The following is a 24,031-nucleotide window of genomic DNA, read 5'->3' as shown; positions in this document are numbered from 1 at the left end:
GATAGTTAGAAAAAGAGGGTAGAGGAGATCTAGCCTCTTTTTCTATCGACTCATTCGATTAAAAGGTTGTGAACACAATGATCAAAAGCGCCTACCTCCATATACCATTTTGTGAACATATTTGTCATTATTGTGATTTCAATAAAGTATTTTTGCAGGGGCAGCCGGTCGACGAATATTTACAGATGATGAAAAGGGAAATGGTGATGCAGCTTTCCAAATACCCGACTGCAGGTTTGGATACGGTTTTCGTCGGTGGAGGGACACCGACCTCTCTAGATGAAAAGCAGCTTGCATTCTTATGTGAAGCAATCAATGAAACCCTTCCCTTTGATGCTAAAAAGGCTGAATATACATTCGAAGCCAATCCAGGGGATCTTTCGAGGGAAAAACTCGAGATACTTTATGATTCAGGGGTCAATAGACTTAGCTTTGGTGTGCAAAGCTTCAATGATGAATTATTAAAACGAATTGGCCGGACTCACCGGGCTCTAGAAGTATATGAAACGATTCATTTGGCTCAAGAGGTTGGCTTTACGAATATAAGCATCGACTTGATTTATGGATTGCCGGGCCAAACGATGGAAGATTTCAAGGATACGCTGGATAAAGCGATTGCCCTTCAATTGCCGCACTATTCCAGCTACTCATTGATCGTTGAGCCGAAGACGGTTTTTTATAATCAGATGCGAAGGGGTAAATTAAACCTGCCGCCGCAGGAGCTCGAGGCTTCGATGTATGAGAGGCTGATGGAAGAGATGGAGAAGCATGGTCTGCATCAATATGAAATCAGTAATTTTGCCCGAGCAGGGTTTGAAAGCAGGCACAACCTGACATATTGGGATAATGCGGAGTATTATGGGATTGGTGCAGGTGCACATGGCTATACTGGGGGTAAAAGGGTGGCCAATCATGGGCCTGTTAAGAAATATATCATGCCATTGCTGGCGAACGAGCTGCCTGTGTTGGAAGAACACCCTGTACCGCTTCATGAACGGATGGAAGAGGAGATGTTTTTGGGGCTCCGGAAAACGGAAGGAGTTTCATTGGAAATCTTTAAGAATAAATTTTTTGTTGAAATGACGGAGATTTTCAGGAAACCGCTCGAAGAAGGGTCGGTAAAGGGTCTGCTAAAGGTGGAAGACGGGTTTGTGCGCTTGACTGAGCGGGGCAAACTGCTGGGAAATGAAGTGTTCCAATCATTTTTAGGCGTTATTGATTCCGACTGAAGGAAATCTATGTTATTTTAACGATGAATTAGCGGTTTTCATTGTTGACATCATAAGCTTCATTTGATAATTTATTAGTATATTAGCACTCGATGAGACAGAGTGCTAACAGAGGTGATCATACATGCTAACTGATCGTCAATTATTGATTCTACAAGTGATAATCGAGGATTTCATCCATTCTGCCCAGCCAGTCGGGTCACGAAGCTTGTCGAAGAAAGATGAAATTACGTTCAGCTCTGCCACAATTCGCAACGAAATGTCTGATCTTGAAGAAATGGGATTTTTAGAAAAAACCCATACTTCTTCCGGTAGGGTCCCTTCTGAAAAAGGGTATAGATATTATGTGGATCATTTACTTTCTCCTCAAGCTCCGAAAAAGAATGAAATGAAGATATTAAAATCCGTTTTTGTAGAACGAATTTATGAATTGGAAAAAATCGTTCAGAAGTCAGCGAAAATCCTTTCGGAACTGACGAATTATACGGCGATTGTACTCGGGCCAAAAGTGAATGAGCATAAGCTGAAAAAAATCCAGATCATTCCTTTAAGTCCTGAAACGGCAATAGCCATCATTATTACGGATACAGGTCATGTGGAAAATCGAATGATTTCCTTACCGCCTTCTTTTGATATAAACGAAATTGAAAAGATGGTGAACATATTGAATTCCCGCTTGGTCGATGTTCCGCTAGTTGATCTAAAGGATAAGATCTATAAGGAAGTTGCAGTTCTATTGAGCCGCCACATTCATAACTATGGATCGATGGTCTCGATCCTTGCGGAGACCCTGACGGACACAAAGCCCGAAAAAATATTTTTCGGCGGGAAAACGAATATGCTGAGGCAGCCGGAGTTCCATGATATTGCTAAAGTAAGCACGCTTTTATCGATGATTGAGCAGGAACAGGGATTTTATGAACTCATTACTCAAAATCCATCGGGCATCCACGTCAAGATCGGCCGTGAAAATCAAAACACAGTGCTCGATGACTGCAGTTTGATTACGGCAACCTACTCAATCGGGCAGGAGCAAGTTGGCACATTGGCCATATTGGGTCCAACGAGAATGGAATATTCGAGAGTGATCAGTTTGCTTTCGTTTTTCTCGAAAGATTTAACGGCCCTGATGACAAAACTGTATCAAAAATAGTAGCAAAGGTAATATTGTTAAGGTGGCGGAGGAGTATATTCCGCGGCCTCGCATATTACTTTAGCATAAATTGTATAACCCTTTTAGGGAGGTGAGATTGTGACAGAAAATAAAAACGAAGAACAAACATTGGAAAATGAAACAATCGAGGAAAGCGCTGCAGAAGCAGTTTTCGCTGAAGAAGAAATTCCAGCGGAAGAAAACCATGGCCAGGTTGAAAAGGATGAACTTCAATTGGCTCATGAAAAGATTGCCGAACTTGAGGCGAAAATCGAAGAAATGGATAACCGTTATCTTCGTCTGCAGGCCGATTTTGATAATTCAAGACGCCGTGCCAAGCTTGATATGGAGGCGGCTCAAAAATATAGAGTTCAAAGTATTGCTAGTGATTTGGTGGAGGCTCTTGATAATTTTGAAAGAGCTACAAAAATCGAAGCGGATAATGAACAGACAAAATCCTTGCTATCTGGCATGGAAATGGTCTATAAAGCGATTACTGATGCATTGACTAAAGAAGGCATCGAACCGATCAGTTCGGTTGGCGAAGAGTTCGATCCGCGTTTGCATCAAGCGGTCATGCAAGTTCAAGATGAAAACTTCGGTTCGAACATCGTCGTCGAGGAATTCCAAAAAGGATACATCCTTAAAGACCGTGTGATTCGACCTGCAATGGTAAAAGTGAACGAATAGGATTTTTACATATAAATAATTGGGAGGTAGTGAAACTATGAGCAAGATTATTGGTATTGACTTAGGTACAACAAACTCTTGTGTATCTGTACTTGAAGGCGGGGAACCAAAAGTAATCCCGAATCCAGAAGGAAACCGTACAACTCCATCCGTAGTGGCATTCAAAAATGGAGAAAGGCAAGTAGGGGAAGTGGCGAAACGCCAAGCGATTACAAACCCTAACACGATCATTTCCATTAAACGCCATATGGGTACCAACCATAAAGAAGTAATTGAAGGAAAAGAATACTCACCTCAAGAAGTTTCTGCAATCATCCTTCAATACTTGAAATCATACGCTGAAGAGTATCTTGGCGAAAAAGTTACTAAAGCGGTTATCACTGTACCTGCTTACTTCAATGATGCAGAACGTCAAGCAACTAAGGATGCTGGTCAAATTGCCGGCCTTGAAGTGGAACGTATCATCAACGAACCGACAGCTGCAGCACTTGCATACGGTTTGGATAAAACGGAAGAAGATCAAACGATCCTTGTATTCGACCTTGGCGGCGGTACATTTGACGTTTCGATCATGGAACTTGGAGACGGCGTTTTCGAAGTTAAGTCCACAGCTGGTGACAACCGTCTAGGCGGGGATGATTTCGACCAAGTCATCATCGATTACCTAGTTGAAGCATTCAAGAAAGAAAACGGAATCGACCTTTCAAAAGATAAAATGGCGGTTCAACGTTTGAAAGATGCAGCTGAAAAAGCGAAAAAAGATCTTTCCGGCGTAACTTCAACCCAAATTTCTTTACCGTTCATCACTGCAGGAGAAGCTGGCCCGCTTCACTTGGATGTAACGATGACTAGAGCTAAATTCGATGAGCTTTCTACAGGACTTGTGGAACGTACTATGGGACCAACTCGTCAAGCATTGAAAGATGCTGGTCTTTCAGCATCTGAAATCGACAAAGTAATCCTTGTTGGTGGATCTACACGTATTCCTGCGGTTGTTGAAGCGATCAAAAAGGAAATCGGTCAAGAACCAAGCAAAGGTGTAAACCCTGATGAAGTAGTGGCTATGGGTGCTGCAATTCAAGGTGGCGTATTAACAGGGGATGTTAAAGACGTTGTCCTTCTTGATGTAACACCACTTTCACTTGGAATTGAAACGATGGGCGGAGTATTCACGAAACTGATTGACCGTAATACTACGATTCCGACAAGTAAATCACAAGTATTCTCGACAGCGGCTGATAATCAAACGGCAGTTGATATCCATGTCCTTCAAGGTGAGCGTCCAATGTCAGCGGATAACAAAACTCTTGGTCGTTTCCAATTGAGTGACATTCCACCGGCACCGCGTGGAGTTCCACAAGTTGAAGTGACATTCGATATCGATAAAAACGGTATCGTGAACGTTCGTGCGAAAGATCTTGGCACGAACAAAGAACAAGCGATCACCATCAAATCATCTTCAGGACTTTCTGATGAAGAGATCGAACGCATGGTACGTGAAGCGGAAGAAAATGCCGATAGCGATAAACAACGTAAAGAAGAAGTCGAACTTCGTAACGAAGCTGATCAATTAGTTTTCCAAACGGAAAAAACGCTTAAAGATCTAGAAGGTAAAGTGGATGAAGCGGAAGTAACAAAAGCGAATGAAGCGAAGGATGAACTGAAAGCTGCAATCGAGAAAAATGAGCTCGAAGAAATCCGCGTGAAAAAAGATGCGCTTAACGAAATCGTTCAAGCTCTGACAATGAAGCTTTATGAAGAAGCGGCAAAAGCTCAGCAAGCTGGCGAAGCCGGTGCTGGCGAGTCTGCTAAAGACGATAATGTAGTCGATGCTGAATACACGGAAGTTAACGAAGAAGAGAAAAAATAAAAAGTGGCCCAATCGGGACACTGATATATTGGGCAGTGTTTCTGCCTGCCATTGTAAAAAAGTCAAAGTCAGGTTATCTTGACTTTGGCTTTTTTACAGTGAATGGAATCATTGTCGGGAAGTGCTACAATCACTGGTGGGGAATCGTTGGATTTTAGAGGGAAATGTATGCAAATTGGCGCTGGCAATACCATTTGCAAAAATGTGTTAAAGCCGTTTGTACTTTTCTAGTTGATTATTATCTTCGTTCAGTGATAATATTACCTTTATGTGAATCGAATCGGGAGTGGATTTTAGATATGAGTAAACGCGATTATTATGAGGTGTTAGGCCTTTCGAAGAGTGCTTCGAAGGATGAAATCAAAAAAGCGTATCGAAAGCTCTCCAAACAATATCACCCTGATATTAATAAAGCGGACGATGCTGCGGATAAATTCAAGGAAATCAAGGAAGCTTACGAAGTATTGAGTGACGAACAGAAAAAGGCCCATTATGACCAATTCGGACACACAGATCCAAATCAAGGCTTTGGCGGTCAGGACTTTGGCGGTTTCGGCGGTTTTGAAGATATTTTCAGTAGCTTTTTTGGCGGCGGCGGACGCAGGAGAGATCCTAATGCACCGCGTCAAGGGGCGGATTTACAGTATACGATGACGCTTTCTTTTGAAGAGGCTGCATTCGGAAAAGATACTGAGATCGAAATTCCGCGTGAAGAGGATTGTGATACTTGTAAAGGATCTGGTGCCAAACCAGGTACAAAAGTGGAAAACTGTTCACATTGCCATGGAACCGGTCAATTGAATGTTGAACAAAACACAGCGTTCGGAAGGATTGTGAACCGGAGAGCATGTCACCATTGTCAAGGAACAGGAAAAATCATTCCTAATAAATGTTCAACATGCGGCGGTGACGGAAAAGTCCAAAAACGTAAAAAGATCCAAGTCAAGGTGCCAGCAGGAATTGATGATGGCCAGCAGTTGCGTGTAACCGGCCAAGGAGAGCCAGGAATCAATGGCGGTCCGGCAGGAGACCTGTATGTAGTCTTCCATGTACGCAGCCATGAATTCTTTGAGCGGGATGGCGATGATATTTATTGTGAAATGCCGGTTACTTTTACCCAGGCAGCATTAGGCGATGAAATAGAAGTTCCGACGCTTCATGGAAAAGTGAAGCTGAAGATTCCTGCAGGTACACAAACAAGCACTCGTTTCCGTTTAAAAGGCAAAGGAGTTCCGAATGTCAGAGGATATGGCCAAGGAGATCAGCATGTGGTCGTATTAGTGGTCACGCCTAAGAAATTAACGGAAAAACAAAAGGACCTGCTTCGTGAGTTCAGTGATATCAGCGGACAAGGTGTAGATGAACAAGATGATGGCTTTTTCTCAAAAGTAAAGCGTGCTTTTAAAGATAGGTGAATAAAAGTAAAAGAACAAATTGGGAGTTGGTAGATTATGAAGTGGTCTGAATTTGCAATCCAAACAACGAATGAAGCGGTTGAACCTGTTTCGAATATTCTTCATGAGGCAGGTGCGAGCGGTGTTGTCATTGAGGATCCTCTAGAATTAGTCAAGGAACGAGAAAATGTTTTTGGCGAAATCTACCACTTAAACCCAGATGATTATCCGGATGAAGGTGTAGTCATTAAGGCTTATCTGCCTGTTAACAGCTTCCTTGGCGATACTATTGATGCTATTAAGGAATCAATCAATAATCTCCTTCTTTTTGATATAGACCTTGGGAAAAATGTTGTTTCAATTAGTGAAGTGAATGAAGAAGAGTGGGCGACGGCTTGGAAAAAATATTATAACCCCGTCAAGATATCCGAACGTTTTACCATCGTGCCAACATGGGAAGACTACACTCCAGTAAGCAGTGACGAATTGATCATTGAACTTGATCCAGGCATGGCCTTCGGAACGGGTACACACCCGACGACGGTCATGTGCATCCAAGCGCTGGAGCGTACAGTACAGCCTGGGGATTTAGTCGTTGATGTAGGAACTGGTTCCGGGGTTCTGAGCATTGCAGCTGCATTATTGGATGCAAAACGAATCCAGTCTCTTGATTTGGATGAAGTGGCAGTACAGTCAGCCAAGCAAAATGTGGAACTAAATAACGTCCAGGATAAAGTGTCCGTCTCACAAGGCAATTTACTGGATGGCGTGAATGAACAAGCGGATATCGTCGTGGCTAATATTCTTGCCGAAGTGATCATGCGTTTTACGGATGATGTAGCGAAAGTGGTTAAACCTGGCGGATATTTCATCGCTTCGGGAATCATTCAAACTAAGAAACAAGATGTGAAGGAAGCGATTATAGCATCTGGATTCACCATTGAGGAAACGATCTTGATGGAAGATTGGGTGGCAATAATCGCGAAAAGAAATGATTAATTGAAAAAGTTACTCTGATTATCGGGTTTTTTGATAGTCAGAGTACCTTTTTTTAGCTTGAATCTTTGCACGGCTTGCATTCTGGATTCCTGACTGTTAGCCTGTGAGTTTTTTAGACTAGACGAAGTAGGTGGCAGTGTGCAGCGGTATTTTCTTAACGAAGTAGACATCAATGGAAACACGGTGAAGATATCAGGCGATGATTTTCACCATATCGCCAGGGTGATGAGAATGGGACCAGGGGAACGGATCATCACGGTGAAAGGTAATGGCATGACAGCTATCGCGGAAATTTCGGAAATTACTGATGATGCTGTTATAGGGACAGTTACCGAATGGAAGAATGAAGAAAAGGAACTTCCTGTAAGGGTTGTGATAGCGAGCGGTCTGCCTAAAGGGGATAAGTTGGAATATATCGTTCAAAAGGGTACTGAACTGGGTGCCGTTGAATTTATCCCTTTTATTGCTGCTCGTTCGGTGGTAAAATGGGACCACAAAAAGGTAGGTAAGAAATTGGAGAGACTCCAGAAGATTTCAAAAGAGGCGGCTGAGCAATCCCACCGCACGGTTATTCCTGCCATCAAGGAACCGATGACGGCAGATCAGCTAGCTGGGTATGCAACTGGTTTCGATCATAAATTAATCGCTTTTGAAGAAGAGGCAAAACGGGGGGAAACTTCTGTACTCGCTTCGGTCTTGAAAGATATTACCGCTGGGCAATCCATCCTATTCGTATTTGGGCCTGAAGGTGGTTTAGCAGATAAGGAAATTGAAAAACTGACTGATGCCGGTTTTATGGCTTGCGGTCTTGGACCAAGAATATTAAGAACTGAAACAGCACCTTTATATGCACTTTCCGCTGTTTCTTATCATGTAGAACTTTTGAGGTGATGAAAAATGGCAACGGTCGCTTTCCATACATTAGGCTGTAAAGTGAATCATTATGAAACAGAGGCTATATGGCAATTATTCAAAACTGGGGGATATGATCGTGTTGAGTTTGAAAATGCATCAGATGTATATGTCATCAACACATGCACGGTGACAAACACTGGCGATAAGAAAAGCCGTCAGGTCATCCGTCGTGCCATCCGTAAGAACCCGAATGCCGTCATAGCGGTAACGGGATGTTACGCACAGACATCGCCGGCAGAAATCATGGCCATACCAGGTGTGGATATTGTTGTAGGAACACAAGACAGGGTTAAACTCCTTGATTACATTGAGCAATTCAAGGTGGAACGTGAACCAATCAATGCCGTAGGAAATATCATGAAAAACCGTGTATACGAAGAGTTGGATGTACCTGCTTTTACAGACCGTACACGCGCTTCACTTAAGATTCAGGAAGGTTGCAATAATTTCTGCACTTTCTGCATCATCCCTTGGGCTCGTGGCTTGATGCGTTCTCGGGATCCAAAAGAAGTCATTCACCAAGCTGAACAGCTTGTCGAGGCAGGCTATAAAGAGCTAGTCCTCACCGGAATTCATACAGGCGGCTACGGAGACGATTTAAAAGACTATAATTTGGCGATGCTGCTGCGGGACTTGGAAAAAGTCGATGGGCTGAAGCGCATCCGTATTTCATCCATTGAAGCCAGCCAAATTACAGATGAAATCATTGAAGTGCTGGCGAATTCGAAAAAAGTGGTACGTCATTTGCATATACCAATCCAATCGGGTTCCGATACAGTTCTAAAACGGATGAGACGTAAATATACGATGGATTTCTTCGGTGATCGAATCGAAAAGTTGAAAATTGCACTTCCGGGTCTTGCTGTTACCTCTGATGTCATCGTAGGTTTCCCGGGTGAAACCGAAGAAGAATTCATGGAGACATATAACTTTATAGAAAAATATAAATTCTCCGAACTTCATGTTTTCCCTTATTCAAAACGGACAGGGACTCCGGCTGCCCGTATGGAAGATCAAGTGGATGAAGATATCAAAAATGAACGCGTCCACCGCCTTATCGCGTTGTCCGATCAGCTGGCAAAAGAGTATGCCTCCCGATTCGAGGGGGAAGTTCTGGAAGTCATTCCTGAGACGAAGTTGGAAAATGGCCTTTATGAGGGCTACTCCGATAATTACATGAAAGTCGTCTTCCCGGCTTCGGAAGAAATGGTCGGTGAAATCGTCAAAGTGAAGATTACAAAGTCTGGCTATCCATTTAGTGAAGGTCAGTTCGTGACGGTAGTGAAGGATTTTCCGTTGCAACAAGCATCCAATATCTAAGACAGCGGTTAATCGCTGTCTTTTTTTTATCCTCTTTTTGATGTGTTTTCTTGGCACTTTCGGGTAAAGACTATATATATCGTCAAAGTGGAAAAACTATGGTATCATGAGAGGTACGTACAACTAGGTATAGATTGTTTTTGAGGAGGATTTATTAATGTCACAAAATGTAGCAGGTTTAATTGACCACACGTTATTAAAAGCAGATGCAACCAAAGAGCAAATAAAGGTATTATGCGAAGAAGCGAGAGAGTATAACTTTGCTTCCGTATGCGTAAACCCGACTTGGGTGAAATATGCAAGCGAACTTTTGGAAGGTTCAGAAGTGAAAGTTTGTACGGTCATCGGCTTCCCACTAGGTGCAACCACACCGGAAACCAAAGCTTTTGAAACGAAAGACGCCATCTCCAATGGCGCTCACGAAGTCGATATGGTGATCAATATCGGCGCATTGAAGGACAAGGATGATGAGCTGGTAGAGCGGGATATCCGTGCTGTTGTAGCGGCATCCACTGGTAAGGCTCTTTCAAAGGTGATCATTGAAACTTCTTTATTGACTGATGAAGAAAAAGTCCGTGCATGTGAATTGGCTGTAAAAGCAGGAACGGATTATGTGAAAACATCAACTGGTTTTTCGACCGGCGGAGCGACTGTTGAAGATATCACGCTTATGAGAAAAACGGTTGGCCCGGATATCGGTGTCAAAGCTTCAGGCGGAGTCCGCAACACGAGCGATGCCCAGAAAGTGATTGAAGCTGGTGCAACAAGAATTGGAGCGAGTGCAGGTGTCTCCATCGTAAAGGGCTTAACGGCTGATTCCGATTATTGATTTTAAAAAGGGACCGTATATAATAAGTCCCTGAAATAAAAAAGGCGGAGAAAAATATTTTATTTTTCTCCGCCTTTTTTTTATTACTTCCATAAAAAAATCGGATTGAAAAAAGAGAACCCGTATCATTTTTGGAACCCATAAATTCAGGAAAAAAGCTTATTGTGGATTTAATAAATATTAGGGGGTATCAAACAGGGATTAAACTTGCTTATATAAATGCATAAACAGGGGGAGGGAAATGAAAAAAGGTTTTTTTTATCATTAACACTACTTTAGATGAGTGGTGAAATTTTGCAGCTGCATATGATGTCCAATCTTCACACGAAGCTGCCCTAAAAGAAAGTCACTAATGACTTTTGGACAGCTCCTTATTTTTTTAAGTGTGGCCGATGCACCAAGAGAATGAGGTTGGAGAATTGCCTTGCTAATGGCAAGACGGCCAAAGAAGTCAAGATATTGAAAATGACACTGGCATGGGCCAGCTGTGTCCCCTTGTTTTCGGTGAAAAAGGCAGCAGTGCTTTCCAGGATGTCCACAAAAGGCAGGAATGCGGCAACACCGATGACGTTTAGCCAAATATGTGCATAAGCTGTGAAGGCAGCTTGTCTACCGGAACCGATGCTGGCCATGTATCCGGTGATGCAAGTGCCTATATTCGATCCGAGCATGATGATGATTGCGGAAGGGACGGATAACTCCCCATTCATCAAAAAGCTCATGGCTATTCCGATGGTTGCCGAACTGGAGTGAATGAGTGCTGTCAATAATATTCCTGCTAAAAGTGCATAGCTCATATGGCCCTCTATGTAATGGATGAGCGTTTGAATGGATGGATAGGCTGCAATCGGTGTCGAAAGCGTTTTAAAACCACTCATCGCCGCGAAGATGGCCGAGATTCCGACCAGTGACATCCCTATGCTTCTCGGTAATGCTTTTGGCATGAAGCAAAGGAAAGCGCCGCTTACGACACCGGGAATGATCCAACGATCCAGAGAGAAGCTCATGAACTCTGCTGTGAAGGTGGATCCGATATTCGTTCCAAGAATAATCCCGATTGTTTGCGGGAACGTTAAGCTTCCTGCGGAAACGAGGCCGACCGTCATGACCATGACCGCCGAGCTGCTCTGCAGGATCCCGGTAAATATGGTTCCGGCCATCAAGCCTTTCCATGGCTTATCCGTAACCTTTGAGAGAAAAGTTTTTAATGCGGCACCCGACATATTGAACAGTCCGATTCGTAAAACCGACATACCTGCCAAAAATATCGCAATGAATAAAAGGAATAAAAATAGCTCATGCATGACTGTCACCTCATAGTAAGCTTATGGCCCAATGACGGGAGACATGCTATAAATTGGATTTTCATGCAAGTTGAATCATCGTTTAGTGAAAAATTATGATAATAACATGATGATATTCAAAATAAGTTTGATTTTATTGGTTGACCTGCTAAAGATGATATATTATAATTGTTTAGTACATGTATAACATGTTGACAACTTGAGTTAGTGTGTTGTTTTCGGAGGGAGGGAAAGAGATGTCTAAAACCGTCGTTCGTAAAAACGAATCGCTTGAAGATGCTCTTCGTCGTTTCAAACGTACTGTATCTAAAGCAGGATCGCTTCAGGAAGCTAGGAAGCGTGAATTTTATGAAAAACCAAGCGTAAAACGTAAGAAAAAGTCTGAAGCTGCAAGAAAACGTAAATTCTAAGAGAGGGTGGAAAGATGAGTCTTCTCGAGCGTTTAAATAATGATATGAAACAAGCGATGAAGAACAAGGAAAAGGACAAACTATCTGTTATTCGGATGCTGAAAGCTTCTATTCAAAACGAAGCCTTGAAGCAGAGACAAGATTTAACAGATGATGAAGAATTGACAGTGCTCTCTCGCGAATTAAAACAACGCAAAGACTCCCTCCAGGAGTTTGAAAACGCAGGTCGTTCAGATCTCGTGGATAAAGTCCGCACCGAACTAGTATACGTAGAGGCATATATGCCTGAGCAACTTTCAGAAGAAGACATTTCTAAAATCGTTAAACAAACGATTGAAGAAGTCAATGCAACATCCAAAGCAGATATGGGCCGAGTTATGGGAGCTTTAATGCCTAAAGTTAAAGGTAAAGCGGATGGTTCTCTAGTAAACAAATTAGTACAACAACATCTATCTTAAACTCTAAACTTAAAACTCGAAACCTAACCGCAGGCAAATTGCCTGTGGTTTTTGTGTATTTCATGAATTTTATGCGTATATTATTGAAACGTAGCCCAAGGTAATGAGGGCACTTTTAATTTTATTTGCTTTTTTTTGAAACCTTTTTCATATACATACGTAATAACTAAAGAACAGAGTAAAGGGTTGCTTCATTTGCTCCTTATTCGAATTTTAGTTGCGTGCTGAATTTACTGGTAGGTTTTCTTCCTGAACATTGGAGGCACTTACCGCGTTTAATACGGGAAAGGGGGCGTTCCGTTGAAAATTTGGCGTTATTTATCTGTACTCTTATTTGGATTGCTGTTCACCATGTCTTCTTTTGGGGGGGCGACGGCATCTGCAAACGAGAAGATCGTGTACCATGTTCCAATTGAAGAAACGGTGGAAAGGGGACTCTCGGCCTTTTTGGAACGCGCGCTGACCACTGCTGAAGCAGCTGATGCAGATCTTGTCGTTTTCGAGGTGAATACCCCTGGAGGTGCTGTGGATGCAGCGGGGGAAATTGCAAAGTTACTGTCGGGTTCACCAATCAAGACAGTTGCCTACGTCAATAACAGGGCTTTATCTGCAGGGGCATACATTTCTCTAAGTGCAGATGAGATCTATATGGTTCCGAGCGCCACCATGGGATCTGCGGCTGTAATAGATTCAACGGGGAACGCTGCAGGTAAGAAAGCGCAATCTTATTGGTTAGCTGCCATGAAGACTGCTGCAGAACAAAATGGACGTGATCCCATATATGCACAGGCGATGGCGGATGTTGACATCGATCTACCCGAATATGGAGCGGAAAAAGGGAAGTTGCTGACATTTACAGCTGAACAGGCAAAAAAGGCTGGATATAGTGAAGGCACCGTCTCTGGGAAAGCGGAGCTGTATAGTATACTTGGAGTCGAGGATGCTGATATTCGGTCAATCGAAGAAAGCTTTCCTGAGAAACTTGCCCGCTTTTTGACCAACCCGATCGTCGTTCCCATTTTGTTAACGATAGCTGGAATCGGGATTGTGATGGAATTGTTTTCACCCGGTTTTGGAATTCCGGGGGTCATTGGAATCACCAGTCTTATCTTATTCTTCTATGGTCATCTTGTCGCCGGTATCACCGGATACGAATCGTTAGCGATGTTCATCATTGGGGTCATTCTCGTACTAATTGAATTTTTTATCCCAGGGGGGATTATCGGGCTGCTCGGATTTACCGCGATAGTGGGGAGTTTATTCCTCGCAACAGATGATCCGGTCCATATGACGATATCCTTGCTAATTGCGGTCACCGTATCCATTTTGGTATTCATCCTACTTGTAAAGGTGTTTGGAAAACAGATGAAATTTTTCAGGAAAATGATATTAACCGATGCAACAAAAACGGAACAAGGATATGTCAGCAATCCGAATCGTTTGGATTTATTAGGTGTAGAAGGGAAGGCCCTTACAGATTTGAGGCCTTCAGGAACAGCTTTGGTCAAAGAAGAAAGAGTGGATGTCGTGACCGAAGGAAGCTTTATTTCCAAAGGTTCGCCAATCATCATCGTTAAAGTTGAAGGATCAAGGGTAGTCGTCCGGGAAATTCCGGATTCTAATTAAAATTAAAAGATACAGGAAGGATGAATCATTAAGTGATAACTTCAGGAACGATATTTATTGTACTGGCAGTGATTGCTGCCATCATCGTATTGGCAGTGTTTTTCACATTCGTACCAGTAATGTTATGGATTTCCGCTTTAGCGGCAGGAGTCAAAATCAGTATATTTACATTAGTTGGGATGAGGCTTCGCCGTGTTATACCAAGCAGGGTCGTCAACCCGCTTATCAAGGCCCATAAGGCTGGAATCAATGTTTCAACGAATCAATTGGAGAGCCATTACCTTGCAGGTGGTAATGTCGATCGAGTGGTGAATGCATTAATTGCTGCAGAACGCGCCAATATCACGTTACCTTTCGAACGGGGTGCAGCCATTGACCTTGCCGGTCGTGATGTACTGCAAGCCGTTCAAATGAGCGTTAACCCGAAAGTGATCGAAACTCCATTCATCTCAGGTGTGGCGATGAATGGTATTGAAGTGAAAGCGAAGGCAAGGATCACGGTCCGGGCCAATATTGAACGCCTGGTCGGTGGTGCCGGTGAAGAGACGATCATTGCCCGTGTAGGGGAAGGGATCGTATCGACGATCGGTGCTTCGCAAATGCATACGGATGTACTGGAACATCCCGATTTGATTTCAAGAACGGTTTTATCGAAAGGGTTGGATTCAGGGACGGCATTCGAAATTCTTTCCATTGATATTGCTGAAGTGGATATCGGTAAAAATATCGGGGCCATATTACAGACGGACCAAGCCGAAGCCGATAAGAAAATAGCCCAGGCAAAGGCCGAAGAACGACGTGCGATGGCTGTTGCACTTGAACAGGAAATGGTTGCCCGTGTTCAGGAAATGAGAGCGAAGGTTGTTCAATCCGAAGCGGAAGTTCCGCTGGCCATGGCCGATGCACTGAAAAGCGGAAATCTTGGAGTGATGGATTATATGAATATCCAAAATATCACGGCCGATACGGATATGCGCGGTTCCATCAGTAAAATATCCGAAAATCCAAAAGATAACAACAATAACCATAATAATAATTAGGTCAGGGAAGGAAGGTCTTTAAATGGGAGATTTTATTGATTTCTTTCTCAAGAACCCATTCCTTATCATTGTCTTGATCGGTATTTTAACGTCCATGTTAGGAAAAAAAAAGCAGCCTCAGCAATATGATGATCCTAACACGCCTCCGAAAAAGAAATGGCAGGAGGTCATGCGGGAGCTTCAAGGTGAATTGCAGCAAGGGAATCCGCAGCAAAGGCCTGCCCCTGCTCCCGTAAGGAAAGTCGAACAGCAGGCAGCTCAGGCGGCCGAAGTGATCGATGAGACGACGAACGAAGCGAACAAAAGGATTGTGGAGCTTAGAAGGCTTCAGCAGAAGTACGATCAGGAGCGTTTATATCAAAAAGCGAAGGCGGATCAACTTGCATCAACGATTTCTGATAATAACAGTCCGGTCTATCGCAAAGGGCCGTCTTTTGGTAAAAAGCAGTTGATTGATGGCATCATCATGTCAGAAGTGCTGGGACCGCCAAGGGCGAAGAGAAGTCTTCAGAGGTCCAGAAGGTGATTCTGAGCCCCGGGCTTTTTTAAGCCCGTCATTAAAGGGGCATGAAAAAATAGACTTTCATTCACTTATAATTTTGTGCTAGAACCCTCTTTCATTTCATACATTGAGATGAAAGGGGGTTCTTTTTTATGGCTCGCAATTGGGGAAAAAAAGTGAAACAGCTTATGACCAAAACAATGGACCTTCCGCAAGATGTCATGATGGACCTGCCGCGAATTACAATGATCGGACAATTACATATTTATATTGAAAACCATCGTGGCTTATTGGCTTTTACAGACAGCGAAGTACGATTGATGCTGAAAAATGGGCAGTTGCTGATAAAGGGAAATGCCTTTGTCATAAAGACGATTTTGCCGGAAGAAATCATGCTCGAAGGCAAAATTGATAAGGTCTATTTTATCAATGAATGATCCCGGGAGGTCTCCATGAAAAACCAATGGACAAACTATTATACAGGCTATGTAAAGGTGAAGGCTTTTGGAAAAGGTGCAGAACGGCTGATTAATATGCTGACGAGAAGGGGGCTTCATATCTGGGATGTGAAGCGTGTAGGAAGTGAAACCCTGATTTTCCATATGGATATCAGGGATATCCCCAAACTACGTCAGGTCATGCGTAAGAGCGATTGTAAAGTAAAGTTCATGCAGGGAAAGGGTTTCCCTTTCCTAATGAAGAGAGTCATGAAAAACAGCGGGTTTTTAGCGGGGATGATCGCTTTCCTGCTTTGTATATTTGTACTTTCCAATATGGTATGGGGCATCGAGGTTCAAGATGCCAAACCTGCAACCGAGCATGCCATCCGGAAAGAATTGGACAAGATGGGCGTGAAGATCGGGAAAGTGCAGTTCTTTGTTGATGATGTGGATACGATTCAGCGTAAGCTGTCGGACCGGATTGGGGCATTGACATGGGTAGGGGTAGAGCTAAAGGGAACGACATACCATTTTCGGGTTGTAGAAAAACGGCAGCCTAAAGAGGTCGAGAAAACATCTCCGCAAAATTTGGTAGCTTCAAAAAAAGCGATCATCACTGATATGTTCGTTGAAAAGGGACAATCTATTGTTAATGTGAATGATTATGTAGGAAAAGGACAGCTTCTTGTTTCAGGATTGATTGGAAAAGAGGATAAACAGGAAATTGTATCCGCGCAGGGAGTAATAAAAGGGAAAACGTGGTATAAAGCGAAAGTGGAAGTTCCGTTAAAAACCAAGTTTTCTGTTTTTAACGGAGATGAAACGAGCAGGCACTTTTTGAAAATGGGGGGCTTTTCCCTTCCGGTATGGGGTTTCAAGGATCCGGGATACGAAAAACAGGAGAAAGAAACGACGGTGAGGCCTTTCCACTTTCTTCAATGGGAACTTCCCATTTCCTATAAACAAGAGACTTTGAGGAGCAAGGATGATATTGTACGAAGTTATACGGAGAAAGAAGCGGTGAAGGAAGGCAGGAAAATGGCTAAAGCGGAATTGAAAAAGCATTTAGAAGAGGAAGATGAAATCATCGAGGAAAAAATTTTGCACGAAAGCATGGAGAATGGTAAAGTTAAATTATCTATACATTACCAAGTTATTGAAGATATAGCGATTGGACAGCCAATCATTCAAGGAGACTAACGAATGGCAGATGATGTGAAAGTAATTAAGCTCGAAATAGAATCACCCAATGAAGCGATCGCATTATTGGGCAATGGAGATTCAAATGTAAAAGTGCTCGAAGAGGAGCTTGGCATTTCCGTCATAACCCGAGGTGAAGCGGTGAGTGTTGCCGGGGATATCGAGCGGGTAACGATGGGGGAGGAAATCCTCAAGGCATTATTGACAGTGGTCAGAAAAGGAATTGCAATCAGTTCCAGAGATGTGCTTTATGCAATTGAATTGGCAAGAAAAGGCACATTGGAGTATTTCGGTGAATTATATGATGAGGAAATCGCTAAAACGGCTAAGGGGAAATCCATTAAAGTCAAAACCATCGGGCAAAGATACTATATCCAGGCTATAAAGAAACAGGATCTAGTATTTGGAATTGGGCCTGCCGGAACCGGGAAGACCTACCTTGCTGTAGTGATGGCCATCAATGCATTGAAAAATGGACATGTTAAACGGATCATCCTGACACGGCCTGCCGTCGAAGCAGGGGAAAGCCTTGGTTTTCTGCCTGGTGATCTGAAGGAAAAGGTAGATCCTTATCTACGGCCGCTGTATGACGCTCTCCATGACCTCCTAGGGATGGAACAGACGCTAAGGATGATAGAGCGCGGAACGATCGAAATAGCTCCTCTGGCTTATATGAGGGGCCGTACGCTTGAAGATGCCTTTGTCATATTGGATGAAGCCCAGAATACGACGGAAGCCCAAATGAAGATGTTCTTGACCCGGCTTGGTTTCGGATCGAAAATGGTCATTACGGGAGATCGGACCCAGATTGACCTTCCGAAAGGTATGAAGTCAGGTCTAGTCCGGGTAGAAGAGATCTTGAAGAATGTTAAAGGCCTTTCCTTTGTTTATTTTGAACAAAGTGATGTAGTAAGACATCCGCTTGTCGCCAAAATCATTACTGCTTACGAGCAGGCGAAGTCATAAGAAAAAATCCGCCATTTCAATCGGCGGATTTTTCGTGATGTGTCTAAATGACAAACTTTATGGGGAAAAAGTGGATAAGAAGCTTCATTTATCAATACGAAGGTGAAAATTCACATAAAAACTGTTATGATTTTACATATCTAGAATAATAAACATCATTTTTTTAGGAGGACCTTCCTTGAATCGTATCCAGAAATTTTTCACTCAAATAAAAGGGCTGTTGGTCCATCGCTTTTTTCAAGTGCTTTTGTTCATCATACTCGGTTTGTTTGCGTATGGGTTAATGTTCTCCAATGTTAAGCCGGAAAGGGTCCAGGTAGAGCTTTTTAAGCCTGCGGAACAAACAATCCGTTCAACCAAGACTGTGGAAGATACCTATAAGACGGAACAGGAAAAAGAAGAGATTTCAAAACAGGTGGCGGATGTTTATTCTTTAAAAAAGGAATATGCCAAAAATAAAGTCGATTTGATTTCATCCATTTTCGATTCAGCAATAGAGGTGAATAAAGAAACGGACCCTGATGAAGATCATAAAGAAGATGAGGATAAAAAAGAGCTCGTAAAGACGGATGCTCAAAAAGTTTCCATATTAAAAGAAAAATTGACCGATGAAGTGAATAAAAATATCGAGGAATCCGTTTTCCAGGCATTAGTGCAGGCGGATGAAGATGAGTTGAAAATAGCGAAGGATTCAACCATTACAGCCGTGAATAATGTGATGAGCTCCCGAATCGCTGCAAGTGACGTCGAAAATGCCAAGAAGAAGGTTGTAGAGGAATTGGGTTATATGAGCATTAGCGGCGATATGAAAAAAGCCTCCACTTCCCTTGCACGTACGGCAATCATTCAGAATGTATTTTTCGATAAGGACAAAACCGAGGAACAGCGAAGGAAAGCGGTTGAAAGCGTGGAGCCGATCAGGATCCTTCAAGGTCAAATCATCGTTGAAGAAAATCAATTAGTGGACAGGGATGTATATAGGCAGCTTGAACTGGCAGGCTTCTTAAATACGGAGTCTACCATTTACCCGTATATCGGCCTGCTCTTATTCATATTCCTGACTTTTGCCGCTTTTTATTACTATTTCTACTATTCCATTTCCAAAAAGGATAACAAGTACAATCAGTTATTGATCTTCAGTCTTGTCTTTATCCTTTCAATGGCTACCATGAAAACGGTCAGCATTCTGGCAGACCTGAAAAACTCGAACTTGGAATACATTTTTCCGGGTGCCATGGCGGCCATGCTCATCAAGATTTTATTGAATGATAAGTTAGCGGTGGCAATGATCATATTGTTAGGTTCATATGGTACGATTATATTTAATGGTGATACACCTGGAAATCTGGATTTCTCGATGGGGCTTTATATCATTTTCGGGGGATTGACGGCAATCATCATTCTATCTAGGCCAAATTTCAAATCAAAGGTGCTGGTAGCGGGGCTGCTATTGGCTTTAATCAATATGGCATTTGTTTTTTCGCTCATTTTTATTATGGACAGCCATTATACTAGAATGGAGTACTTGTATTATGCTGCCGCTGCCATGGGTTCTGGAGTGGGTTCAGCCGTTTTGACAATGGGCCTGTTACCGTTTTTCGAGGCTGGTTTCGGGATCTTATCATCGATTAAGCTTATCGAGCTCGCGAATCCCAATCATCCGTTATTGCGGAGGATCTTGATTGAGGCACCGGGGACATATCATCACAGTGTAATGGTCGCCAATTTGGCGGAATCGGCTTGTGAAGCCATCGGGTCGAATGGATTGCTGGCAAGGGTCGGCAGCTATTATCATGATATCGGTAAAACGAAGCGGCCGCACTTCTTCATCGAAAATCAGATGAATGAAGAGAACCCGCATGATCGGCTGCAGCCGGAAACGAGCAGGGATATCATCATTGCCCATGCCGTCGATGGCGGGGAGATGCTGCGCAGTCACAAATTCCCGAAAGAGATTGTGGATATTGCAGAGCAGCATCACGGTACCACTTTATTGAAGTTCTTCTACCATAAGGCAAAAAAACAGGATGAGGCCACACTCGAAGCGGCCTACCGATATCCCGGTCCGAGGGCGATAATGAAGGAAGTAGCCGTCATCGGCATAGCCGATAGTGTGGAAGCGGCAGTGAGATCGATGAAGCACCCAACTCCGGATAAGATTGAAGAGCTGGTAAGTTTCATCATTCAGGACAGGATTTCTGATGGTCAATTTGATGAATGTGACATTACTATGAGAGAATTGAGTATCGTGAAGCATTCCTTATGTGAATCGCTGAATGGTATCTTCCACTCCAGGATTGAATATCCGGAGCCGGATAAATTAGGACAGAAGGTGAAAGAATGATTTTAGCTATCGATTTAATGGATGAAACGAATGAAGTAACGGAGGAAGCTCAGCGGCTTGTTGAAAGCATTCTGCAATTTGCGGCAAGAAAAGAAAACATTGAAAAAGACACCGAGCTGTCAGTTACATTTGTAGACAATGATAGGATTCGGGAAATCAATAAAGAATATCGACATAAAGATTCAGCTACAGATGTCATTTCTTTTGCACTTGAAGAAATGGGAGAAGATGAGGTGGAAATTGTCGGAGCGGAAATGCCCCGCATGTTAGGGGATATCATCATTTCCATTGAACGCACGAAAGAACAGGCTGAAGAATATGGTCATTCATTTGACCGGGAACTTGGATTTTTAGCACTGCATGGTTTTCTGCATTTATTAGGATTCGACCACATGAATGAAGAAGATGAAAAAGTGATGTTCACTAAACAAAAGGAGATCTTGGAAGAATATGGACTTTCAAGAGAAGGATAAAAAAAGGTATCCTTTATTAAAAAGTTTCTCTTTTGCCTGTCAGGGAATTTTGGAGGCTGTTCGGACTGAACGCAATATCAAGATACATTTCGCGTTAACGGCAATCGTCGTATTCTTTGGTTGTTACTTCTCATTGAATGGGATGGAGTGGCTTTTCATTTTAGCGGCCATAGCCGGTACGATTACGTTGGAGCTCGTTAATTCAGCGATCGAAAGGGTAGTGGACCTCGTAACGGATCAAATCCATCCGCTTGCCAAGCAGGCAAAAGATATTGCAGCCGGAGCTGTATTCATATATGCTATATTTTCTATAATAGTTGGATTGATTATCTTTTTGCCCAAGTTTGGCCTGTAGGTAGCCGAAATGGTACTCAATTTGAAAGGAAGATGTGAATTGAATACAAAAGAATTGATTGAGGAAGCTAAAAAAGCAAGGGATAAAGCTTATGTGCCTTACTCCAAATTTAAGGTGGGGGCAGCCCTATTAACCGCTGATGGAAAGGTTTATCATGGTTGTAATATAGAAAATGCTGCATACAGCATGTGTAACTGCGCCGAAAGGACAGCTTTATTCAGCGCTTATGCCCATAACGATAAAAAATTCACTAAACTTGCAGTCGTGGCTGATACCGATGGTCCCGTTTCCCCATGCGGGGCATGCAGGCAGGTTATTTCGGAACTGTGTGAAAAGGATATGCCGGTCGTTTTGACCAACTTACATGGGGATATAAAAGAACTAACAGTACAGGAATTGCTTCCAGGAGCTTTTTCACCGGAGGATTTAAATGGATAAACTATTTGATGATACACAAGTAAAAGGTTACAAATCAGGTTTCATTTCGATTATTGGACGACCTAATGTTGGAAAGAGTACATTTCTGAATCGGGTCATCGGTCAAAAGATCGCCATTATGAGCGATAAACCGCAAACTACAAGAAATAAGGTCCAGGGTGTACTTACGCAAAACGATTCACAAATGATTTTCATCGATACACCCGGCATTCATAAACCAAAGCATAAGCTTGGTGACTTCATGATGAAAGTGGCAACGAATACATTGAAGGAAGTCGATTTGATTCTCTTCATGATCAATGCGACTGAAGGATACGGACGCGGTGACGAGTTTATCATCGAAAAACTTCAATCCGTAAAAACGCCTGTTTTCTTGGTTGTAAACAAAATCGATGCGATGCATCCAGATGATTTACTTCCGATCATTGAAAAATACCAAAAGCTTTACCCTTTTGCTGCGGTCGTTCCGATTTCTGCGCTTGAAGGGAATAATGTTGATACACTGCTTGAACAAATCAAGGAACATCTGCCAGAAGGTCCCCAGTTTTATCCAGCTGACCAAGTGACCGACCACCCGGAACGTTTTATCATTTCCGAATTGGTCCGCGAGAAGGTACTGCATCTGACACGTGAGGAAATTCCGCATTCAGTGGCTGTTGTCATCGATTCAATTAAAAAAATGGACAACAGTGACACCATTAATGTCATGGCGACGATCGTTGTCGAACGTGATTCACAAAAAGGCATTGTCATCGGAAAGCAAGGGAAAATGCTTAAAGAAGTCGGTAGCCGTGCCAGAGTGGATATCGAAAACTTATTGGGCTCGAAAGTTTTCTTGGAACTATGGGTGAAGGTACAGAAGGATTGGCGGAACAAAGCAAGCCAGCTTCGCGATTATGGCTTCAATGAGAGCGAGTATTAATTAACAAAATTTACGCGTCATGAAAGTTCGGAAAACGGTCAAGCTAACCATATGGTCGGATATTCATATTGCTAGTTAAAAATGAAAGGTGGGCTTTATATGTTGGATTTTACCTGGGAGTTATTTACTGAAACAGGTAATGTGGACACCTATTTGCTGTTTAAGGAGATAGAAGTCGAGAGACAGGAAAGACACTTGGTATTGAATAATGAGCTAGCAGAAATTGATTTTCCTGTTTCATAGGTTAGTCTTGGCGAGCATGGGTGGTGTCTTGGTATGCTCCAAAAATGTGAGGGCATTGTCATAAGGCGAACTGCATATGGAGAAAATAACAAAATCATTACTATATATACCCGCGAGCTAGGAAAAATTGGCGTTATGGCTAGAGGAGCCAGTAAACCTAACAGCAGGCTTTCTGCAGTCACACAGCTTTTTTGCTCCGGGTATTTTCTTGTAACCACATCAACCGGACTCGGGAGTCTTCAGCAAGGCGAAATGGTCGATTCACTCCGTTTCATAAGGGAGGATCTTTTTGCCACTGCTTATGCTTCATATATTGTTGAATTGCTTGATAAAAGCGTCGAGGATAAGAAACCGAATCCATATTTGTATGAATTGCTTTCGCAAACATTGCATTACATAAACGAGGAATATGACGCAGAGGTTTTGAAATTCATTTTTGAAATGAAGATGCTGCCCGTCAATGGGATTAACCCAGTGCTGAATCAGTGTGCTGTTTGTGGTGAAACGGAAGGGGAATTCTCTTTCTCGCTTCGGGAAGCGGGCTTTATCTGTCACCGTTGTCTGGGGAAAGACCCTTATCATTATAAAATTTCACCTGCAGCCGTCAAATTGCTTCGAATCTTTTATTATTTCGATTTATCAAGGCTCGGAAACATTTCCGTTAAGCCTGAAACGAAAAAAGAACTTCAGAAGATCATCGATGCATATTATGAGGAATATTCCGGTCTGCATTTGAAATCAAAAAAGTTCCTGAAACAGATTGATACGATGAAAGATATGTTTTAGGATTTGACCTATTGACATTCCATGCTAGTTTGTATAAAATTCTAATCATCAAAATAAGAAGATTGCGTTGATGGAAAAGAGTATCTGTCATTCTCCATAAAAAGCGAACCCGGGACGGTGGAAGC

25 protein-coding genes and 1 other annotated feature (1 of these 26 cut by a window edge) are annotated in these 24,031 nt (G+C 42.7%); of the genes, 24 read left to right on the top strand and 1 reads right to left on the bottom strand.

The features are described 5' to 3' along the window. The first annotated feature begins 77 nt into the window (after positions 1 to 77). From hemW to deoC, 9 genes are all read left to right on the top strand, one after another. Positions 78 to 1,229, top strand: coding sequence for a radical SAM family heme chaperone HemW (gene hemW, locus ACFX4I_RS07365; RefSeq protein ID WP_377419837.1), 1,152 nt, complete (start codon positions 78 to 80; stop codon positions 1,227 to 1,229). A gap of 124 nt (positions 1,230 to 1,353) precedes the next feature. Further along, positions 1,354 to 2,382, top strand: a complete 1,029-nt coding sequence (hrcA, locus tag ACFX4I_RS07360; RefSeq protein ID WP_098369762.1) for a heat-inducible transcriptional repressor HrcA — start codon at positions 1,354 to 1,356, stop codon at positions 2,380 to 2,382. A 99-nt stretch (positions 2,383 to 2,481) separates the two neighbouring features. Then, positions 2,482 to 3,072 carry a nucleotide exchange factor GrpE gene (grpE, locus tag ACFX4I_RS07355; protein WP_214789827.1) on the top strand — a complete coding sequence of 197 codons (591 nt, stop codon included), beginning with the start codon at positions 2,482 to 2,484 and terminating at the stop codon, positions 3,070 to 3,072. A gap of 37 nt (positions 3,073 to 3,109) precedes the next feature. Next, on the top strand, positions 3,110 to 4,942 hold the full coding sequence (gene dnaK, locus ACFX4I_RS07350) for a molecular chaperone DnaK (RefSeq protein ID WP_098369764.1): 1,833 nt from the start codon (positions 3,110 to 3,112) through the stop codon (positions 4,940 to 4,942). Positions 4,943 to 5,241: 299 nt separating this feature from the next. Further along, complete coding sequence (gene dnaJ, locus ACFX4I_RS07345) at positions 5,242 to 6,357, top strand: molecular chaperone DnaJ (protein WP_230303776.1); 1,116 nt, start codon at positions 5,242 to 5,244, stop codon at positions 6,355 to 6,357. Positions 6,358 to 6,393: 36 nt separating this feature from the next. Beyond that, on the top strand, positions 6,394 to 7,335 hold the full coding sequence (gene prmA, locus ACFX4I_RS07340) for a 50S ribosomal protein L11 methyltransferase (RefSeq protein ID WP_283931933.1): 942 nt from the start codon (positions 6,394 to 6,396) through the stop codon (positions 7,333 to 7,335). Positions 7,336 to 7,473: 138 nt separating this feature from the next. Then, entirely contained in the window at positions 7,474 to 8,226 is a 753-nt protein-coding gene (locus tag ACFX4I_RS07335) for a 16S rRNA (uracil(1498)-N(3))-methyltransferase (RefSeq protein ID WP_230303774.1), read from the top strand. Between the two features lie 6 nt (positions 8,227 to 8,232). After that, complete coding sequence (gene mtaB / locus ACFX4I_RS07330; RefSeq protein ID WP_230303773.1) at positions 8,233 to 9,570, top strand: tRNA (N(6)-L-threonylcarbamoyladenosine(37)-C(2))-methylthiotransferase MtaB; 1,338 nt, start codon at positions 8,233 to 8,235, stop codon at positions 9,568 to 9,570. 157 nt (positions 9,571 to 9,727) lie between these two features. Continuing rightward, positions 9,728 to 10,399 carry a deoxyribose-phosphate aldolase gene (gene deoC, locus ACFX4I_RS07325; protein ID WP_063233000.1) on the top strand — a complete coding sequence of 224 codons (672 nt, stop codon included), beginning with the start codon at positions 9,728 to 9,730 and terminating at the stop codon, positions 10,397 to 10,399. Between the two features lie 371 nt (positions 10,400 to 10,770). Here deoC and ACFX4I_RS07320 read toward each other — a convergent pair whose 3' ends face one another. Then, positions 10,771 to 11,703, bottom strand: coding sequence for a Na/Pi symporter (locus ACFX4I_RS07320; protein WP_377419834.1), 933 nt, complete (start codon positions 11,701 to 11,703; stop codon positions 10,771 to 10,773). 236 nt (positions 11,704 to 11,939) lie between these two features. Between ACFX4I_RS07320 and rpsU the strand changes: the two genes are divergently transcribed. From rpsU to recO, 15 genes are all read left to right on the top strand, one after another. Further along, entirely contained in the window at positions 11,940 to 12,113 is a 174-nt protein-coding gene (rpsU, locus tag ACFX4I_RS07315) for a 30S ribosomal protein S21 (RefSeq protein WP_028391853.1), read from the top strand. 14 nt (positions 12,114 to 12,127) lie between these two features. Beyond that, the gene (locus ACFX4I_RS07310; protein WP_063233003.1) at positions 12,128 to 12,571 is read left to right on the top strand and encodes a GatB/YqeY domain-containing protein; all 444 of its coding nucleotides are present in this window, start codon (positions 12,128 to 12,130) and stop codon (positions 12,569 to 12,571) included. 351 nt (positions 12,572 to 12,922) lie between these two features. Then, entirely contained in the window at positions 12,923 to 14,197 is a 1,275-nt protein-coding gene (locus tag ACFX4I_RS07305; protein ID WP_377419849.1) for an NfeD family protein, read from the top strand. A gap of 50 nt (positions 14,198 to 14,247) precedes the next feature. Beyond that, on the top strand, positions 14,248 to 15,237 hold the full coding sequence (gene floA / locus ACFX4I_RS07300) for a flotillin-like protein FloA (RefSeq protein ID WP_373567482.1): 990 nt from the start codon (positions 14,248 to 14,250) through the stop codon (positions 15,235 to 15,237). A gap of 22 nt (positions 15,238 to 15,259) precedes the next feature. Further along, positions 15,260 to 15,763 (top strand): hypothetical protein, encoded by a 504-nt coding sequence (locus tag ACFX4I_RS07295; protein ID WP_377419832.1) that lies wholly within the window; start codon positions 15,260 to 15,262, stop codon positions 15,761 to 15,763. A 128-nt stretch (positions 15,764 to 15,891) separates the two neighbouring features. Beyond that, positions 15,892 to 16,176, top strand: coding sequence for a sporulation protein YqfC (yqfC, locus tag ACFX4I_RS07290; protein ID WP_034308511.1), 285 nt, complete (start codon positions 15,892 to 15,894; stop codon positions 16,174 to 16,176). A 15-nt stretch (positions 16,177 to 16,191) separates the two neighbouring features. Further along, the gene (gene yqfD / locus ACFX4I_RS07285) at positions 16,192 to 17,379 is read left to right on the top strand and encodes a sporulation protein YqfD (RefSeq protein ID WP_377419830.1); all 1,188 of its coding nucleotides are present in this window, start codon (positions 16,192 to 16,194) and stop codon (positions 17,377 to 17,379) included. A 3-nt stretch (positions 17,380 to 17,382) separates the two neighbouring features. Continuing rightward, positions 17,383 to 18,345, top strand: coding sequence for a PhoH family protein (locus ACFX4I_RS07280; RefSeq protein WP_057278839.1), 963 nt, complete (start codon positions 17,383 to 17,385; stop codon positions 18,343 to 18,345). 178 nt (positions 18,346 to 18,523) lie between these two features. Then, the gene (locus ACFX4I_RS07275) at positions 18,524 to 20,689 is read left to right on the top strand and encodes an HD family phosphohydrolase (RefSeq protein ID WP_309518726.1); all 2,166 of its coding nucleotides are present in this window, start codon (positions 18,524 to 18,526) and stop codon (positions 20,687 to 20,689) included. Beyond that, positions 20,686 to 21,162, top strand: coding sequence for an rRNA maturation RNase YbeY (gene ybeY, locus ACFX4I_RS07270; RefSeq protein WP_076365237.1), 477 nt, complete (start codon positions 20,686 to 20,688; stop codon positions 21,160 to 21,162). Before ACFX4I_RS07275 ends, ybeY begins: the two co-directional genes overlap by 4 nt. Further along, entirely contained in the window at positions 21,140 to 21,517 is a 378-nt protein-coding gene (locus ACFX4I_RS07265) for a diacylglycerol kinase family protein (protein ID WP_377419828.1), read from the top strand. Before ybeY ends, ACFX4I_RS07265 begins: the two co-directional genes overlap by 23 nt. Before the next feature lie 39 nt (positions 21,518 to 21,556). Beyond that, positions 21,557 to 21,955, top strand: a complete 399-nt coding sequence (locus ACFX4I_RS07260; RefSeq protein ID WP_076365241.1) for a cytidine deaminase — start codon at positions 21,557 to 21,559, stop codon at positions 21,953 to 21,955. Then, positions 21,948 to 22,877 carry a GTPase Era gene (gene era / locus ACFX4I_RS07255; RefSeq protein WP_230302623.1) on the top strand — a complete coding sequence of 310 codons (930 nt, stop codon included), beginning with the start codon at positions 21,948 to 21,950 and terminating at the stop codon, positions 22,875 to 22,877. The genes ACFX4I_RS07260 and era overlap by 8 nt, the downstream gene beginning before the upstream one ends. A gap of 99 nt (positions 22,878 to 22,976) precedes the next feature. Next, complete coding sequence (locus tag ACFX4I_RS07250) at positions 22,977 to 23,120, top strand: YqzL family protein (RefSeq protein WP_377419826.1); 144 nt, start codon at positions 22,977 to 22,979, stop codon at positions 23,118 to 23,120. 33 nt (positions 23,121 to 23,153) lie between these two features. Next, a complete protein-coding gene (gene recO / locus ACFX4I_RS07245; protein ID WP_230302621.1) occupies positions 23,154 to 23,906 on the top strand; it encodes a DNA repair protein RecO in 753 nt (250 codons plus the stop codon). A 58-nt stretch (positions 23,907 to 23,964) separates the two neighbouring features. Continuing rightward, positions 23,965 to 24,031, top strand: a binding site (T-box leader); it runs 110 nt beyond the window's last position.

Origin of the sequence: Peribacillus sp. YIM B13472 (assembly GCF_042788005.1) — a bacterium.
Lineage (GTDB): Bacteria > Bacillota > Bacilli > Bacillales > DSM-1321 > Peribacillus > Peribacillus simplex_E.
This window is presented reverse-complemented; position numbering and strand designations above follow the sequence as displayed.